Origin of the sequence: Pseudobutyrivibrio sp. LB2011 (genome assembly GCF_000701765.1) — a bacterium.
Classification (GTDB): domain Bacteria; phylum Bacillota; class Clostridia; order Lachnospirales; family Lachnospiraceae; genus Pseudobutyrivibrio; species Pseudobutyrivibrio ruminis.
Genome location: NZ_JNJS01000002.1, coordinates 198002 through 216886, shown reverse-complemented (window position 1 = coordinate 216886; position 18885 = coordinate 198002). Strand labels below are relative to the sequence as shown.

At 39.6% G+C, this 18885-nt stretch carries 17 protein-coding genes; 1 reads left to right on the top strand and 16 read right to left on the bottom strand.

The annotated features are described in order from the left end of the window. Positions 1-37 precede the first annotated feature (37 nt). From T375_RS04490 to T375_RS04465, 6 genes are all read right to left on the bottom strand, one after another. Positions 38-694, bottom strand: coding sequence for a DUF5067 domain-containing protein (locus tag T375_RS04490; protein WP_044935536.1), 657 nt, complete (start codon positions 692-694; stop codon positions 38-40). An 11-nt stretch (positions 695-705) separates the two neighbouring features. Further along, positions 706-1533 (bottom strand): DUF5067 domain-containing protein, encoded by an 828-nt coding sequence (locus tag T375_RS04485; protein WP_044935533.1) that lies wholly within the window; start codon positions 1531-1533, stop codon positions 706-708. Positions 1534-1668: 135 nt separating this feature from the next. Continuing rightward, positions 1669-2670: a substrate-binding domain-containing protein gene (locus T375_RS04480; RefSeq protein ID WP_049960293.1), complete on the bottom strand. Its 1002-nt coding sequence runs from the start codon at positions 2668-2670 to the stop codon at positions 1669-1671. A gap of 13 nt (positions 2671-2683) precedes the next feature. Continuing rightward, complete coding sequence (locus tag T375_RS04475) at positions 2684-4678, bottom strand: methyl-accepting chemotaxis protein (protein WP_044935530.1); 1995 nt, start codon at positions 4676-4678, stop codon at positions 2684-2686. Positions 4679-4680: 2 nt separating this feature from the next. Then, positions 4681-4929, bottom strand: coding sequence for a hypothetical protein (locus T375_RS04470; protein WP_049960292.1), 249 nt, complete (start codon positions 4927-4929; stop codon positions 4681-4683). Between the two features lie 43 nt (positions 4930-4972). Then, the gene (locus T375_RS04465; RefSeq protein WP_044935527.1) at positions 4973-5983 is read right to left on the bottom strand and encodes a phosphatidylinositol-specific phospholipase C domain-containing protein; all 1011 of its coding nucleotides are present in this window, start codon (positions 5981-5983) and stop codon (positions 4973-4975) included. 91 nt (positions 5984-6074) lie between these two features. Here T375_RS04465 and T375_RS04460 point away from each other — a divergent pair, with 91 nt between their 5' ends. Then, positions 6075-6335, top strand: coding sequence for a hypothetical protein (locus tag T375_RS04460; protein ID WP_044935524.1), 261 nt, complete (start codon positions 6075-6077; stop codon positions 6333-6335). 618 nt (positions 6336-6953) lie between these two features. On the opposite strand, the gene T375_RS04455 is transcribed toward T375_RS04460, so the two are convergent. The 10 genes from T375_RS04455 to scfA all read right to left on the bottom strand — a co-directional run bounded on the left by T375_RS04455 (position 6954) and on the right by scfA (position 18818). Beyond that, the gene (locus T375_RS04455) at positions 6954-8564 is read right to left on the bottom strand and encodes a GGDEF domain-containing protein (RefSeq protein ID WP_044935522.1); all 1611 of its coding nucleotides are present in this window, start codon (positions 8562-8564) and stop codon (positions 6954-6956) included. 112 nt (positions 8565-8676) lie between these two features. Continuing rightward, positions 8677-9333, bottom strand: a complete 657-nt coding sequence (locus T375_RS04450) for an alpha/beta fold hydrolase (protein WP_044935520.1) — start codon at positions 9331-9333, stop codon at positions 8677-8679. A gap of 24 nt (positions 9334-9357) precedes the next feature. Further along, the gene (gene dapB / locus T375_RS04445; protein WP_044935518.1) at positions 9358-10119 is read right to left on the bottom strand and encodes a 4-hydroxy-tetrahydrodipicolinate reductase; all 762 of its coding nucleotides are present in this window, start codon (positions 10117-10119) and stop codon (positions 9358-9360) included. A gap of 9 nt (positions 10120-10128) precedes the next feature. Then, positions 10129-10911 carry a GGDEF domain-containing protein gene (locus T375_RS04440; protein ID WP_044935516.1) on the bottom strand — a complete coding sequence of 261 codons (783 nt, stop codon included), beginning with the start codon at positions 10909-10911 and terminating at the stop codon, positions 10129-10131. Positions 10912-10962: 51 nt separating this feature from the next. Continuing rightward, on the bottom strand, positions 10963-11442 hold the full coding sequence (locus T375_RS04435) for a cob(I)yrinic acid a,c-diamide adenosyltransferase (protein ID WP_044935514.1): 480 nt from the start codon (positions 11440-11442) through the stop codon (positions 10963-10965). A gap of 7 nt (positions 11443-11449) precedes the next feature. Next, a complete protein-coding gene (gene typA / locus T375_RS04430; protein ID WP_044935512.1) occupies positions 11450-13282 on the bottom strand; it encodes a translational GTPase TypA in 1833 nt (610 codons plus the stop codon). Between the two features lie 258 nt (positions 13283-13540). Continuing rightward, positions 13541-14830, bottom strand: coding sequence for a serine--tRNA ligase (serS, locus tag T375_RS04425; RefSeq protein WP_044935509.1), 1290 nt, complete (start codon positions 14828-14830; stop codon positions 13541-13543). A gap of 54 nt (positions 14831-14884) precedes the next feature. Next, on the bottom strand, positions 14885-17173 hold the full coding sequence (locus tag T375_RS04420; protein ID WP_044935507.1) for a protein translocase subunit SecDF: 2289 nt from the start codon (positions 17171-17173) through the stop codon (positions 14885-14887). Between the two features lie 19 nt (positions 17174-17192). After that, entirely contained in the window at positions 17193-18575 is a 1383-nt protein-coding gene (gene scfB / locus T375_RS04415; RefSeq protein WP_044936176.1) for a thioether cross-link-forming SCIFF peptide maturase, read from the bottom strand. A 99-nt stretch (positions 18576-18674) separates the two neighbouring features. Next, positions 18675-18818, bottom strand: coding sequence for a six-cysteine ranthipeptide SCIFF (gene scfA, locus T375_RS04410; protein ID WP_033151787.1), 144 nt, complete (start codon positions 18816-18818; stop codon positions 18675-18677). Positions 18819-18885: the final 67 nt, after the last annotated feature.

Sequence of the window (18885 nt, the reverse complement as noted above, 5' to 3'; positions counted from 1 at the left end):
ACCCTTAAAGTGTGACAGCCTAATTAAAAGCTAATGATTAAAGAGAATCTTCGAATTCATCAATTCCTTCGTCACTGATGTAATCGTCGTACTCATCAATATATTCATTTGTGTTATCAATCAAATCGTCGATTGAATATGAGCCTTCGAAAAGAACCTCATCTGCGTAGTGAGTGTAATCTGTACAAACGATATCAACATCGTAATCTGCACTATCCAACTCATATCCTAAGATAATTGGAATAGACTCACCTGGCTTGATTTCTGCATAGTTAAGCTTTGATGTACCAGAGATGTATGCTCTATCAAGAGAAATACCATCCTGCTTTACTTCAACATTAACTACGCTTGCAAAATCCATTACCTCATCAGAGTTGTTTGTAAACTCACCAACAAGGTAAACAATAACTACATCATCATAATACTCATCTGTTCCAAGTAATGCTGTATCAACATTAAATGCATACTTGCTTGAAGTATCGATTGTGCCTGCTACGATAACATCGTCATCATCCTCGTCATCCTCTGACTTCTTCTTTGAATCCTTGTCATCGTCCTCGTCTTCATCCTCATCTTCTTCGTCATCTGCTGACTGCTCGATTTTATCCTTGATAGATGAAGATTTACCACATCCTGTTACACCAAATACAAGTGCAAAAGAAACAAGAAGAGCTGCTAATAATCTCTTTTTCATATTGGCCTCCCTTATTTAACCTGGATTTCCTTTTCCAAGATTACTGCCTGATCAAAGCTCTGTCTATCTGTAAGCTTAATTTCTACATTTGAATCGCTAGTAAGCTCGAATACTTCACGAACCTGAATGCTTGCACCAGACTTGATGTCTGTGTATACATTGTCATCATCCATATCCTCACGTAATGGGTGATTGTATGGAAGGTATCCACGCTGAAGAGCTACACCATCCTGGAAGAGTTCCTCTGTAACTGCAGAACCAAAGCTTGTAGCCTCATCAGAATCATTTGTAAATGTGTAATCAATAACTACGATGTTTGTTCCTTCTCCATCATCTGTAACTGTTACATTGTCAATTGAAACATCAAATTCACTTTCAGAAACCTTTGCCTCAACATCAGCCATTGAAATAGTCTCATCAAGAACGCCTACAGTTTTGTAATCCTTGATTGTGTAAGATGTTAATTCAAGCTGAAGTTCAGAATCCTCATCGTAATCAATACCTGAGATATCAAATGCTGCCTGAACCATTCCTGACTCTTCGCTCTTAATCTTTGAATCAGCAATAGCGTATGGGTTGTCAGATCCCAAATAAGATGTGCTAAGTGTTGTACCATCAAGAGTAGCTACAAGACTATACGCAACTGTATAACTATCTATGTATGAGTCTGTGTTGTTTGTAGCATCAAGATTTACAACCAATGCTGTTCCGTCGTAAGTACCACATGTAAAAACCTCGTCAACTGTTGCCTCGTACTGTGGAGTAGAGCTTTTACCACATGCTGTGAAAAGTGAGCCTGCCATAACAACTGTGGCAGCTAATAGCGTTACTTTTTTCATAATCATCCTCCTAAACGCTTTTTTTCTAATTTTATAGCTAGTTAATTTTATCTCATCTTTGAACTTATTTCAATAAATTAAGACAAAATAAAAAAAGTCGTTGAGTAATATTACACAACGACTTTATTCAGTCTATTATTGGACTTCTGACACATTTGAAGCGTCTACTGGAACAAATGGAACCAGCACGTATTTCAAATCATCTGTAGCCCCTTCAATTGATGAAATTGACTGGCCTTTGGACAATACTGCACATGCATTTACCGCTGCAACTCCCTGGCCCTGGGCATCCTGCAAAACTGTCATATACATATCTCCCGCCTTAATTGATGCGCATCCGTCAGCTGTGGCATCTACACCAGCTACAAGATACTTTGATGGATCATAACCATTATCCTTAAGCCACTTAACTGCGCCAAGTGCCATTGTGTCATTATTGCAGAATATAGCATCGAAGCTCTGATTTGTTAGCTTAAATACATCAAGCTTTTCATATGCCTCAGTATCTGACCAGTTTGCATGGTCCATAAATACTATGTTTGCATCAACTCCATTGTCACGGTAAAAATACTTGATAGCATTTGTTCTTCCAATCGCTCCTGCATGGCCTTTCTCACCCTCAAGAATAACGATATTCATAGATGATGGATTGCCCAATTTGTTCCAAACATATTCCGCCTGGAATCTACCTGCATCCTGTTCAAATGATCCTGCATAAATATATTTATCTGCCTTTAAATACTCTGAACTAGGCTCATTGTTTACAAATACGATAGGTAAATCTCCTGCTGCAATTTCCATCTGCAGAGCAGTAGATATATCAACGATTCGGCAGATAATTACATTGTACTTTCCAGATGCTGCTGCAGCCTCAATCATATGAAGCTGTTCATCTGTACTGTTACCACAATACTCAGTTGTTACTGTTGCCCCTGATTCAGCTGCGGCCTCATTTATAGCATCGCTAAGCGCTGCTCTAAAAGTATCATCAACATCCGGTATTGAAAAATAGATATTAGTGCCCTTTCCTGAAACATTTCCAGTAGACGAGCTGGCACTTCCACATCCAACCATAGAAGCTACAGCCAGCACGCCTATCATAGTCATACATAATAGTTTTTTTATCTTTGATTTCATGCCATAGCCCCCTCTATATCTTGAATTGCTGAACATAAGCTGAAAGTGTATCTGATGTGCTTGCAAGCTCATGTGAATTATCTGCGACATCCTGGCTGCTGGCTGTGATACTATTTGCCTGCTCAACCATGTGGTGACTTGTTTCAAGGATTTCATCAGCACTAGCTGCCTGCTCCTCTGAAATGGCTGCAACGTTACCTGCAACATCATCAACCTTTTCTACATCCTGAATCATTAAATCAAGCAATTCATTTGACTTTTCAATATTCTGGTAAATCTGATCAAATGTATCAACCGCTGTATCAATAAGCTGACTGTTTGCGTCGATGTTTTCTGCGCTTGCCTCAGCCTGTTCAACTACAGAATTGATAGCCTTTTGAACATCATTTATAAGCCTTGATATATTATCTGCACTGGCTGCCGAATTCTGTGCAAGCTTTCCAATCTCACTTGCTACTACCGCAAATCCCTTGCCAGCCTCGCCTGCTCTTGCAGCTTCAATTGAAGCATTGAGCGAAAGAAGATTTGTCTCGTCTGCAATTTCTGCAATCAAACCAACAATCTTTGTGATTTCCTCTGATGCTTTGCCAACATCATTAATCTTATTAACAAGCTCATCGTTGCTATTTTTGATTCCCTGCATAGCAACAGAAAGCTGTTCCATATCATCTCGGCCCTTCTTGCTGATTTCAACTGTTTCCTTCATGCTAGCGTTGGCCTGATTAGAATTCTCCCTGGTGTCAGAAACAACCATGGCAAGAGTTGTGGCGTTTTCTGCAATTTCATTAACTGCCACTGCCAACTGGTCAACAGTGCTATTCAAGTTCTGCATAGCATCTGCCTGTGAACGAGATGCCTCAAACATATCTTTTGATACTCTATCTGAGTTGTCCGATTGCTCTTTAAGCTTTTCAGACTCCTCATTAATTGTAGAAAGCATGGTTCGCATTGATTCCACAAACTCGCTAACCTTGCTTCCCATCAAGCCGATTTCATCATCGCTCTCCTGCTTAACTTCGATTGTAAAATCACCTGCTGACATATCTGTAATGTTCTTTGTGATATGTCCAAGTGGAGCAATAACTTTAGATACCAGGAGGTTGATCATAATTACTATAACGATTACTGCAATAATTCCTACTATAATGAGAAGATTTGTCAGCTTCATAACATCCTTAAGGATAACCGAATCTGCAATATATGAAACAAGTACCCAGTCTGTTCCCTGAATCTCCCTAAATGCAACTTCGTATCCATTCAATGCAACTGTATCGTAATCTCTAGTCTCAAGCTTCTCTGCAATGTCTGCCATCAGCTTATCGCTGTCTGAAGTTGTAAGAGTAGTAGATATACGCTCTGGATCTCTATGAGCAAGAATAGTGTTGTCTGATGCATCGATAAGGAATGATGCCGCAGAATCCATCTTTACTCCAGAGTTTACTATGATACTGATTTGGTCAAGAGATAAGTCTGCAGCGATAACCTTAAGCTCGCCACTACCATCATTTAAAATACCAGATGCACTAATTACCGATGTGCCTTCATCATTTGTATAAGCTGTACCATAGTTCATATTTACACTAGTGATACCCTGCTTAAAGAATGTTTCTCCTGTAGGATTTGTTACTCTTAAACCGGAAGCACTTGAAGCATAAAAGCGGCCATCTGCTGTAGCAACATATGGGCCTTCAGTGCAATACTTATTAAATCCATAGAATGAATCCAGGATTTTCTGCAGCCCCTCTTCATCTGGCTGTGTCTGTTCAATTACTTGTTTTACTGTTGAGAAATTTTCAAGATTTTCGTCAAGCCAGGCTTCGATATTGTCTGCCTGATTAGAAATTGATGAATCCAACTGTGCTGTGGCCATTTCTGTCATACTATTTCGAGAAAGAACAGTTGCTATTCCAACTAACACGAGAATAGTGACTATTACCACTGGTAGAAGCAAAAAGATTAATTTGTTTTTAATCTTTTTGCGCTTTGTTTTTATTTTTGTGTTTGCCATTTCTATCTCCTAAATCTTTCAGTCTCGTATTTGGCTCTAGTACGTACACAAACTTTTAAGTCCTGTAGTCTTGATTCGATATCTCCGTCATCAATTACAACATCAATGGATGACGCCATGTTGTCAATAAGAAGGTCGTCAAAATCCATTGTTGGCGTTGCAACCAAAAGCTTATACTTATCCTCGAAGGAATCCGCATCAAGGAACTCCAATAGGATTGGATTTACCTCTTCATTCTCTAGCTTTTCCATGTACTTTCCTCCTATGTTATTTTTTATCTAAATGACTTAGTATTTAAAACTGATTTGTATAATATATATGTCTTGCTAAGTCCTTATTACCAAAATCTACAATAATAATTCCATAGCTAGTATCATCTTTTAATTGATACTCCATTAAAAGTTCATTTAATGTATTTGCATATCCACGTGGATGGCCAATTTTTCCATCTCCACTTGTACTAACAAAATTAAGGAACAGTGTATTTTCGTCAGCCTCGCAGTTTTCAAGGCCATCTACGATTGCTTCATACTTATCCTCAACGTTGTATTTATATCTGTCCTGTATCCACACTCTGAAATTGTTATACACATAAAGCTCATAAGGGATATCGATTGGTGTATTGTTGTCCTGCTCAGTCCACTGCATATTAAGGCCCATCATATCTGTCGCGGCTGCATCTGAAAATCTTGTTGCAAGAACAATACGGCCTCTTGCATCACTAAGCAAAGGTATCTCATCCTCAGTATACCAATAATCTTTATTAGCACTTATCTGTTCAGTTAATAGATTCTGGATATCGCTAACCGAATGGTCATCATCTTCTATCTTAATGTTTACAATGACTGTCTCTGTAGGATACTGCTGCAAAAAGCTATATACATCAGCGCACACATCATCAAAATAGAGATAATCCGAAAATAGATTGCCATCTTCATGACAGCTGGCAAAATTATGTACCATCTTTACTTTATTTGTCTTTTCGTCTAATGCTACGCGAAAATCCAAATATCTATATCCGTTCTCCAACTGTTCTGAGACATCGGTGTCCTGGCATCTCATCACATAACCAAGCATAACATTTCTAGCACAACTATCATGCGTACCAGGAATTGTAATCTCTGATAAATAAAGGTCATCAGATAGGTTGCCCATCCAACTAGTTGTATCGGCATAAGGAACAGATTCATCAATACTTACGCTTGAATAAGTATCGTCATCACTTACAAAAAGCACCACAAGAATGACTACTATAATCGCAATCATTATCCCGCACACAATTCTAAAAAGTCGTCCTTTTCCCATATGTCGCATCCCCCTATCTCCAGTTATTTTCTTAAGCTCATTTTACCATTTATTAGTGACAAAGTCTTATAGTTTCTTTAAAATATAGCTTATGATAGAACGAAAGAGACTCCTTTCATTAGGATATTACAAAAAAGCTCCCTCATTTACAGGAAGCGACGGCAAGAAATGCTATAAAATTGAAAAAGTAAGCGAAGAAGGTGCTGACGACAAGTTCCAAGCCACCCTATGGCCTGGCCCCTTCAGCTCCGAAAACACACCAGACGAAAAGAAGCTCACAAACACCGCCCCATTCACAGAGGACGGCCTCCAAGAGCTGGTAGACTGGATGAATTCCACCCCCGTAGAGTAAACCCCACGGCTTGCTTGCACCTGGGGCTTCGGACTCCCCTGCCTGCCCGGCACAATCACAGATTTAGGATTATCTAATTGTGTAGTCTCCCATATTTATTAGTAGGTGTTCTTACAAAGTTTTACAATTCTATCGGTAAAGTATGCCCTAGACGGACATTCTTTACATTAAATTATCAGCTGTCTAAAGCTAGCTTTGTATTAATTACTATTTGCTTTGTAGTGAACTTAGAAAAAATAAAAGAGATATTTGATATGAATTGGCAGATGCCGCTAGGACGGCGGCAGCAGTGGTCACTTGAAACACGATGTTGAATGTGCCACGGTGCCAATACATACAAATATCTCTTTTTTATTTTTCTTAGTGAGCGGAGTAGCAAAAGTAATAATACAAAGACTAGTTTAGACTAGCTGATTATAAATATTATTTTTGTCCGTCTAGGTCACACATTACCTTCGAATTGTAAAAGCTTCGTAAGTACACCTACATATGGGAGACTTTACACATTAAGGTAATCCATAAATCTGCTCAAATGATGCCGGGCAGGCAGGGGCGTCCGAAGCCCCAGGTGCAAGCAAACCACACCACGCCCTACATACGGGGGTAGAATTCATCTACCTAGGATATGGCAGCCTTGAGCTCACGTTTGTTTTCGTACATGTGAGCATCGGCACGTTTGACGAGGGCTCGGAAGTCAGGATCAAGCTCTGAGTCATAGCGAGCGTGTCCGACGGCTACGCCGATGTCGAAGACGTGGTCACCTTCAAGGTTGGCTGTATATACCTTTGACATGAATAGCTTTTTAAGGCGATCCATATTAACGTGACGATTTGCAGGAATAATACAGCAGAACTCATCTCCACCAGTTCTATAACAGTTTCCATATTTACCATAGACACTATTGAATATGTTGGCAACTATTGTAATGTATTCATCGCCTGCCTCATGGCCGTATGTATCATTGCATTTCTTTAATCCATTAGCATCGGCTACAACTGCAACCAAACCTTCAAGACTTCCACCGGCTTTAACATGGCTCTCAAATGCATTTCTGTTAAACAAGCCTGTCATACTATCAGTAATGGCAAATACTTCAAGCTGTTTTGCACGACGACCCTTTTCAATAATTTCATTTGCATCCTTAATCATATCGAACGCAAGCAAGAATGCAAATATCAAGAATAAGTATCTACCAACTTTATCAGCATCACCAAGAACCAAATAATACTGTCCCAAATCAATAATCAAAGTAAGTATGAACAATGAAAGCCCCATCGCGCATATTTCAAGACGTCTAGAAAAATTACGCTTAATGAGCATACTAATCATTCCAACCAGGATATAGAAGGCTGCTACAACAAGTAAAATCTGCATGAAAATCAGTGTTTCTCTAAACTCCGCAATCTTTGTGAAGTGTAATATGGTAAGTACAATAGACTGCCCTACTGAATACGAAAGAATTATTTTTCTACAAGTAATACATCGTATTCCCAAATATGCATCAAAAAACATAATCATTGATGGAACGATAAGCATTAAACATATATATGGAACAAGTGAATCAACAATTTTGTTGCTCATCATAAGTGATGATACATCTGTCTCATTTAATGACCACAGACCAGCAAAGAATGAAAAATATCCAAGATATAATAATTCTCTACCGAGCTGCTGTTTTTCGCGCATTATTGCATAATATAAAAACAGTAAAACGCTAAGGAATATAATCAATATACTAACGAAGAATCTTGGCATTGAGTTTGTCATAAGCCCATCATACATTCCATATGTACTGCCTATGTAGAATGTAAGCTTTTGATTTGCCACGATATCATATACAGGCTTTACAATAACTGCAATCTGTACCATTTTTTCATTAATTTCAATAAAGTGATAAGAAGACCCCGGACTTGATGTCCAGAAACCACCTGATGTATTGAAAGAATAAATCTCTCTGCCCATATTATAGGCAGTGACTAACTGATGTGATGTATAGAATGATATTCCAGAATAGTGATAGTCATAATCTACCAACTTAAAGAAATATTCCTTAGAGCCATCTGATAACACTGCTACCGAGTACGGCTCTATTTCTTCTGTTATTACATTATCTACCGTGTCTGTAGTAGAGAAGTAACACAAAGCGAGAATTATAGCTGCCGCCATAACTATCGCTATGTTTATTTGGGCTAGAAGCCCCATTTTTTTACCCTTATTTTCCTGTGCCATAACTACCCCTGTTACTTGCCTAGCGGAACGTTATATTTAATAACGCTTAGTTTCTTTTTCACAATTTTATAACAATATTATCATGGATAGTTCATAAACACAAGGAATACTTCTACCTCAAAAAGCCTGAAATGTACTTAAATAAGCGGTTTGTCCCCACTATATAACTGTCATGATTTTCATCTGGTAAGATATGTAATTCTGCCTCAGGAATGTTGGCAGCTATTTTTTCAGACTCTTTTTCCTTGATGCAATCATCTTCTCCTGCAAATATCATTGCAGGCACAGAGATACGACGTAAGTCTGATGGCGAAATATCAGGCTCCTCAAGCATCATAAGAATCTTAGGGTCATTTGTTCTCTTATAATCCTTTTTCATTTCACGAAGCACTCTGTGATGTATTCCAGATGGTGAAAGATTTGCGCCACAGCATACAATTCCAGAAAGCAATTTGCTAGCCTTTATTGCAACTAAAAGGGCTATTATGCCACCATCCGAATATCCAATTAAGTATGGCTTTTCTATATCTAAAGCTGTAATAAGATTGATTACATCATCTGCCATATCACGATAATGATATTCCTTTGGTGTTGCACTCTCTCCATGGCCTCTTGAATCCATAGCATAAACTGTATGATACATGCTCATAGTCTCTGCTAATGCGTCAAAATCATGGAGATTTCCGTTATTTCCGTGTATAAGAATAACCGGCGTACCCTCGCCGGTCTTCTCATAGCATATTACCTGTGAATTGAGTTGAATATACATAATTCGCCCTCTATATCTTTCCTCTTATTTCTCAGCAATAACCTGCTTCATGTCGTAAAGCCCTGCTGGCTTTCCTGCTAAGAATTTGGCTGCTTCAACAGCTCCCTTAGCAAATACGCTCTTAGAATATGCTGTGTGCTTGATAGTAATAACTTCATCAAGTCCTGCAAAAATAACCTCATGCTCGCCAACAATATTTCCGCCTCTAACTGCAGAAATACCAATTTCGTTCTTAGGTCTCTTTTCTCTTCTATCTGCACGTCCGTAACAATACTCATACTTTTCATCCAATGCTTCATTACAAGCATCTGCAAGAGCAAGAGCTGTTCCGCTTGGTGCATCTAATTTTTGATTGTGATGCTTCTCTACGATTTCGATATCATATCCTGCATCAGCAAATACCTGTGTAGCTTTTTTGCAAAGATCAAATAATGTGTTGATTCCAAGTGACATGTTAGCTGAACGAAGAACTGCTACCTTCTTGCTAGCTGAATCAACATGATTAATCATATCATCTGTAAGTCCTGTTGTGCAAAGAACAACTGGCTTGCCATTTGATTCGCAATATATCAAAAGGTCATCTACAGCTGCAGCGTTTGAAAAATCAATAATCACATCAAAGTCTACATCTACATCTGAAATAGAATCAAATACTGGGTATTCATTTTCAATTCCCTTGAATTTATCTACACCAGCAACAATTGATACTTCGCTGTCAGCTTTACACAAATCAGTAATAACTCTTCCCATGTGGCCGTTGCAGCCGTGCATAACTACTTTTGTCATTTTGTCACCTCAATCTAAAAAACTTATATTACTAGTAAACATCCTAAGTGATTCGTCGTATTCCTCATCTTTTGAAGGATTAGCTTTGATTTTCATTTCCTTGTACATTCGTTTGTCCTCGTACATGGCCTGATCAGCTTTAACTACGACATCATCAAAATCATCGGATGGATTATACATATTTATTCCAAAGGAGCATGTGTATGGTGTTTCTTGAAGCTTTAATCTTATATCATGTATAAGCGTTTCAGCCTCATCCTTTGTGGCTTTTATTCCAAGCATCATGAATTCATCTCCACCTGTTCGGTAAAGAATAAATTTGCTAGGCTTTACGGAACGACATACTTCAGCAAAAGTAAGCAAAGCTATATCTCCTGCCTTATGTCCAAAATTGTCATTGATATACTTTAGGTCATTTAAATCCATTGATATAATGGCCATTTTATTCTTTGAATGTCTTTCTGCATCTGCATAAAAACATCTGCGTTTGTAGCACCTGGATACAGAATCTATGTTATATCTAGCTGCATACATATACATATACAAAAATAGGATTCCAATAGCCAAAAATGGCAGAATATAAGAAAGAACAGTAACTATTATATAGCCTGATGTTGAATAAATTATTGTTCCAAACATGGCAATTAATAGAGCTGTTGCTCCATAGATAAACCTGAATTTGACCTTGTGATCAAAAGCTCTCATTGTAAAAATGAACACAATCAAAGCAATACATGAAAACATGCCAAAAAACAGTCCGCTGCTATTTCCGATTATCCACCCTCTAACCATAGCTTCTCCTCGTAAAAACCCTACAATTGAGAATATAACAGTAGCCAGAGATTATTTCTCTGGCTTAATGTTTAATACACTGTCTGCTATTTCAAACAATCCAGGCGTCATGTTAAGACCTGTCAATATCACATTAGTGAAAACTGACTTGCCTTCTAATACTTCCATTATATCCTGTTCTGAAACGATGCCCTCGTCAACAACGCCGAGGATTTCATCAAGAATGAGTAAATCACATTCTCCTGTGCCAAGAACCTTTTTTGCATAGTTCAAGCCATTGAGAATGTTGATTTTCTCTTCCTGCTTTTGCTCGTCTGTAAGATTTTGAAAACCTTCTTTTGAACGCTCAAATCTGAAAAGCTTGATTTCTGGTTCAAGCTTTTCAAGATAGTCTGAATCGTTTTCTGATTTTAAGAACTGGATTATGATTGTACTTCTACCTTCCGAAGCAAAGCGCAGAGCATATCCAAGCGCTGCCGCTGATTTGCCCTGTCCGCTTCCGTAGTAAGCCTGTATAGTTCCCTTTTCCATAAATCTCCTACTTTCTAATGCTAGCTCTCTTTCTCATAAGAGGATCAAGGATTCTCTTTCTGATACGTAAAGACTCTGGAGTAACTTCCAAAAGCTCATCTACATCGATGAAATCAAGAGCCTGCTCAAGACTAAGAACTCTAGGTGGTACAAGAGTAAGTGCCTCATCTGCTGATGATGAACGAGTATTTGTAAGATGCTTTTTCTTACATACGTTAAGCTCGATATCTTCAGCACGTGAGCTCTGTCCAATTACCATACCAGAATATACTTTTTCGCCTGGTCCAATGAAAAGTGTACCACGCTCCTGAGCTGAGAAAAGTCCGTATGTAACAGACTCACCTGTCTCGAATGCAATAAGTGAACCCTGCTTACGATAAGCAATGTCACCCTTGTAAATCTCATAACCGTCGAAAATTGTATTGATTATACCATTTCCTTTTGTATCTGTCATGAACTCTCCACGATAGCCGATAAGACCACGTGCAGGGATCTTAAACTCAATACGTGTGTATCCACCTGTGATAGGTGTCATATTCTGAAGCTCACCCTTTCTCTGAGAAAGCTTCTCTATAACTGCACCAGTAAACTCATCTGGTACATCTACGTAAGCACGCTCCATTGGCTCAAGCTTGTGACCCTTTTCGTCTGTCTTGTAAAGAACCTCTGCCTTTGATACAGCAAACTCGAAACCTTCACGGCGCATGTTCTCAATAAGAACTGAAAGGTGAAGCTCACCACGTCCTGAAACCTTAAGTGAATCAGGTGAATCTGTATCTTCAACTCTAAGTGAAACGTCTGTGTTAAGCTCCTTCATAAGGCGCTCTCTGATGTGACGTGATGTAACGTACTTTCCTTCCTGACCAGCAAGTGGGCTATCATTTACAATGAAGTTCATTGAAATGGTAGGCTCAGAAATCTTCTGGAATGGGATAGGATTTGGTGCATCAACTGCACAAATTGTATCTCCAATATGGATATCTGCAATACCAGAGATAGCTACAATAGAACCAATCTCAGCTGAATCTACGTCTACTTTATTAAGTCCATCGTACTCAAAAAGCTTTGAAATACGAACCTTGTTGTTCTTCTCTGGGTCGTGTGCATTAACAACGATTGCATCCTGGTTAACCTTGATTGAACCATTCTCTACCTTACCGATACCAATTCTACCAACGTACTCGTTGTAATCGATTGTAGAAATAAGAACCTGTGTAGGAGCCTCTGGATCACCAGTTGGAGCTGGAATGTAATCAACGATTGTCTCGAAGAGAGCTGTCATATCCTTGTGCTCTTCATCAAGGCTTCTGATAGCATAACCTTCCTTAGCTGAAGCATAGATGAATGGGCAATCAAGCTGCTCATCAGATGCATCAAGATCCATGAAAAGCTCAAGAACTTCATCGATAACCTCATCAGGACGAGCCTCTGGTCTATCGATTTTGTTGATACATACGATAACTGGTAAATCAAGATCAAGTGCCTTCATAAGAACGAACTTTGTCTGTGGCATTGCACCTTCAAATGCATCTACTACAAGAACAACACCGTTTACCATCTTAAGAACACGCTCAACCTCGCCACCAAAGTCAGCATGACCTGGTGTATCGATAATGTTAATCTTTGTGTCTTTATAATATACTGCTGTGTTTTTTGAAAGAATTGTGATACCACGCTCACGCTCGATGTCATTTGAATCCATGACACGCTCAGCTACTTCCTGGTTCTCACGGAATACACCAGACTGCTTCAAAAGCTCATCTACAAGTGTAGTTTTACCGTGATCTACGTGTGCGATAATCGCAATATTTCTAATATCTTCTCTACTCTGAATTGCCATAAAACTTCCTTTTCTACTGCAAACCTATAGTTACAGTAAAAACCCCAAAAAGTGCAAGTAGCACTTAAGTTTTTCATGCTCCCGGAGGCCACCTTCCACACTTCGCTAGGCAACCTCCCCCTTCGGGGTTCCTTCCTAGCTTGTATGGAGCCTTCCTCCTCGCGCTTACCGAGACTTTGATGCTACTTGCCATTAAATACTATATTAGATTTCTTCCCGATGAATAATAATATGATTCGAATATATTGTCAAATACGATTATTTTACGGGTATGAGGACTTCCTTACCACCCATGTAAGGCTGGAGTGCCTTAGGGATAGCTACGCTGCCATCCTCGCGAAGGTTGTTCTCCAAGAATGCGATAAGCATACGTGGTGGAGCAACAACTGTGTTGTTAAGTGTGTGAGCAAAGTACTTTGTACCATCCTCAGCCTTAACACGAATCTTAAGACGGCGTGCCTGTGCGTCGCCAAGATTTGAGCATGAACCAACTTCGAAGTACTTCTTCTGACGTGGTGACCATGCCTCAACGTCGCAAGACTTAACCTTAAGATCAGCTAAATCTCCTGAACAGCACTCAAGTGTACGTACAGGAATATCTAAGCTGCGGAATAAATCAACTGTGTTCTGCCAAAGCTTGTCATAGTACATCTTTGAATCTTCTGGCTTACAAACAACGATCATCTCCTGCTTCTCGAACTGGTGGATACGATATACACCACGCTCCTCAATACCATGAGCACCCTTTTCCTTACGGAAGCATGGGCTGTAGCTTGTAAGTGTGTATGGTAAGTTTGCTTCATCATTAAGTGTATCGATGAACTTACCGATCATTGAATGCTCTGATGTTCCGATAAGGTAAAGATCCTCACCTTCGATTTTGTACATCATAGCGTCCATCTCTTCGAATGACATAACGCCAGTAACTACGTTTGAACGAATCATGAAAGGAGGAATGCAATATGTAAATCCTCTATCAATCATGAAATCACGTGCATATGAGATAACTGCTGAATGAAGACGAGCAATATCTCCCATTAAGTAATAGAAACCATTACCTGCAACCTTACCAGCTGCATCCATATCGATACCATTGAATCTCTCCATGATATCTGTGTGATATGGGATTTCGAAATCAGGAACCACTGGCTCACCGAACTTTTCGATTTCAACGTTGCAAGAATCATCTGGACCAATTGGAACTGAAGGATCAATGATGTTAGGAATCTTCATCATGATTTCTTCAACCTTGTCTGAAAGCTCCTTCTCAACTGGCTCAAGGTCCTTGATTCTCTGCTTAAGCTCTGCAACTTCTTTCTTTGCAGCCTCAGCCTCATCCTTTTTGCCCTGTCCCATTAATGCACCGATCTGCTTAGATGCTTTGTTCATCTCAGCACGGAGGTCATCTGCCTCCTGCTGAGCAGCACGTCTCTTGTCATCAAGTTCAATTACTTCATCAACAAGACCAAGCTTGTGCTCCTGGAACTTCTTTTTAATATTCTCTTTAACTGCGTCTGGATTTTCGCGTAAAAATTTAATGTCGATCATACTATATCTCCTAATCTATACTAAATACTTTAATAACTATTTGATGAGTGATAATTAATTCGACTTTTTACCACTAACTCTAAATATGTACCAAAGCTGTGTTGCGATAAAGATAGATGAATATGTACCAGCAATTACACCAGCAAGAAGTGGTAATGCGAACTCTCTGATTGATGAAACACCAAGGATGAGAAGCATAAGTACCATGATTGCTGTTGTTATTGATGTTGAAATACTACGAGACAATGTCTGTGACAATGAGTTGTTTGCAAGCTCCTTAAGAGTCTCAGCTGTCTCTGTTCTGATTGCCTTGTGGTTTTCTCTGATACGGTCAAATACAACGATTGTATCGTTAACAGAGTAACCGATAACTGTAAGCATACATGCAATAAATGCTGAACCAACTGATATACGTGCAAATGCATAAAGTGACAATACAATAAGTACATCGTGGATAAGAGCAATGATTGCTGATGATGCAAATCTGATGTCCTTAAATCTGAACCAAATATATACAAGCATGCAAAGTACTGCAACGATAACTGCGATTGTTGACTGGCTGCGCATCTCGCCTGAGATTGTAGAACCAATACTCTGTGAAGTAATTGAATCCTCTGCAACTGAATACTTTGACTCGAACATTTCATTTAAAGCTGTACGCTCATCAAGTGTAAGTGTACGTGTTTTGAAGATTGCCTGGTTGCTTCCATCAACTGTTGTTGTCTGGATGCTTCCCTCGCTAATATCAAGTGTAGAAGCGATATCTGGAACAACAATGCTATCTAACTGCTCAAGTGTGTATGTCTCGTTGAAATCAACTGTTGTTGATGTACCACCAAGGAACTCGAGAGAGTAGTTAAGTCCTGCTCCATCCTTTGCCTTGAATACACCCATTGTTACAAAGCCTGCTGCGATGATTGCAACTGAAATTGTAATGAAGATTGCCTTCTTTCCAACGAAGTCGAACTTTGTAGGTTCCTTAGCCTTACCGTATGCCTTTGGAGAACGAACGCCAAGTGCATAGAAAGAATTCATAAGGATACGTGTAATAACAAGTGCTGTAAACATTGATAAAACAACACCGAGTGCAAGTGTAATTGCGAATCCCTTTACAGTACCTGAACCAAGGATTCCAAGAACTGCTGCTGCAATAAGTGTTGTGATGTTTCCATCAAGGATAGCTGAAAGAGCCTTTGAGAATCCTGTTTCAATTGCTGAGATAACAGGACGTCCATTCTTAATCTCCTCACGGATACGTGCGAAGCAAATAACATTGGCATCAACCGCCATACCGATTGAAAGAATCATACCAGCGATACCTGGCAATGTAAGTGTAATATCAAATGCCTTTAAGATTCCAATAAGCATTGCTGTGTAAAGAGCAAGTGCAAGTGAAGCAACAACACCTGGTACTAAGTACATAGCAATAAGGAATAACATAACGATAACAAGACCTACACCTGCAGCAATAAGTGATGTTCTGAGTGCGTCAGAACCAAGCTGAGCACCTACTACCTGAGACTCAAGCTCTGTAAGCTCAATATCAAGTCCACCGATACGGATGTATGAAGCAAGCTTCTGAGCCTGCTCGTATGAATCCATTCCCTCGATGACGCAATTACCATCTGAAATTGCATTCTTTACGGTAGGAACTGAAACAAACTTACCATCATAGTAGATTGCAATTGAATCGCCTGTTAATGAAGCTGCTGTTGTTGCTGCTGAGAATGCTGTTGTTCCCTCATCGTCGAAACGAAGCTGAACAACATACTCTGTAGCGTTTGTTGTCTGGTTTGTCTGAGTAGCTGCCTGTGCACTAGTAACATTTGTACCAGTTGCAATAACTGAGCCATTATCAATCAATGTATCGATGTCATAGTTAAGTGTGCCATCGATGTTGCCATCTGCATCATAACCGTTGATTGTGTAGTTTGGATTTCCCTCAATATCGTACTGAGTAATGAAGTAAAGTGTACCTGGTGTACCAAGCTCTTCCAAAAGAGCATTAGCATCAGAAACACCTGGAATTTCAACTGTGATACGCTTATCGCCTACACGATAAACATTAGCTTCTGTTGTTGAGCTTTCTTCGCCCAAGTCGTTTTCGATACGCTGCTGAAGCTTAAGGATTGTATCCTCCATCTGCTCGTCAGTAGGTGTATCTCCAACTGCTTCGTATGTAATGCTGACACCACCGTCAAGATCAAGTCCTAACTTAAGGCTGTCGTCAGTCTTATTGATTGTGCCTGTAAGAACAAGTGCTGCATAGTAACCAAGTAAACCAAGGATTACTACGAACGCAACAAGCCAGGCAATACCCTGTCCCTTTTTTAAACGTCTCATTTTTATTCTCCTATTCTATTTATTGTGCCTCAGCCTCTAGCTCGCTTGCGTGAACCTTTAATGCAATAGCACATTCAATACGTTTTTTCTGTAACTCGCAGCCAACGTGATAGTTCCCCAAAATGCTGCCAGTAAAGTTGTATGCATTAGCTGCACAACCGCCGCTACAGTAAAATCTTGCGAAGCAATTCTTACATTCTTCCTTAGCGTATACATTGCAGTGCTTGAACTGATTAACAACATCAGTCTTTTTAACTCCGTTATATACATCGCCAAGACAGAAGTCTGTGTTTCCAACAAACTGATGACATGGATAAAGCTCACCAGTAGGTGTAACTGCCATGTACTCAGTTCCTGAACCACATCCTGAAAGACGCTTGTAAACACATGGGCCACCTTCCAAATCAATCATGAAGTGGAAGAAATTGAAATCTTCATCTGTGCCCTGACGTCTCATCATTTCTGCTGCAAGATTATCGTATTCTTCAAAGAGCTTTGGTAAGTCTTCCTCACGGATAGCGTAATCATCTGTATCCTGAGCGACTACCGGCTCAACTGAAATCTGCTTGAAGCCTTCGTTTGCCAAGTGGATAACATCCTTTGAGAAATCAAGATTGTTTCTAGTGAATGTACCTCTGATGTAGTATTTGTCCTGATTTCTGGATTCTGCCAACTTTTTAAACTTTGGCATAACGATTTCGTAGCTTGGTGCGCCTTTTCTGAATGGACGCATAAGATTATGAATTTCTGGACGACCGTCGCAGCTAAGTACTACATTGGCCATCTCCTTATTTGCAAATTCCTGAATCTCATCATTTAAAAGAACGCCGTTTGTCGTAAGAGTGAATCGGAAGTTCTTTCCGTGTTCCTTTTCAATTGAACGACCATACTTAACAAGATCCTTTACAACCTGCCAGTTCATAAGTGGCTCGCCACCGAAGAAATCAACCTCAAGGTTTCGACGGCTGCCTGAATTAGCAACTAAGAAATCAAGTGCTTGCTTACCAACTTCGTAGCTCATGAGCTCGCGCTTACCTGTATGGTATTCGCCTTCCTCTGCGAAGCAGTATTTACATGCCAAGTTGCAATCGTGTGTTATATGTAAGCAAAGAGCCTTTACCACTGTAGGGCGTGCTGTAAAATCAGCAATGTGAGGCTCGTAGTTATCCTCTGTAAATAATGAGCCATCGTCAATAAGCTGCTGAATTTCGGATTTGATAGCGTTAAGCTCCTCCTCTGAAACTTCTGAATGGCTCTCTTTCATCTTTGTAAAAGCGACCTCTGCGCCATGCTCCTGCCAGAGAGCAAGGTAATCGTATGTGACATCATCAACTACGTGAATCGCGCCACTGTTAATATCTATGACAACGTTATAACCGTTGTTTTTAAACTGGTGTATCACTAAAAATAAAGTCCTTTCATAAACGCACAATAGACCGTTCCCCTAATTTACATTAGATAGGACCGGCCTTCGCGTTAAATATAGATAATCTTTGTAAGATTAGTTCTTGTGCTCACAGCTCTGGTTACCAACTGTGCAAGATGTCTTGCAAGCTGACTGGCATGATGTCTGGCACTCGCCACATCCGCCTTCTTTAACTGTGTTCTGTAATCTCTTTGTGTTAAGTGTCTTAATGTGTTCCATCTTATTTCTCCTTTTATATTAATTGCTCCTAAGAGCCAAAAAGCTAGAGTAAATTATACTACAGCTA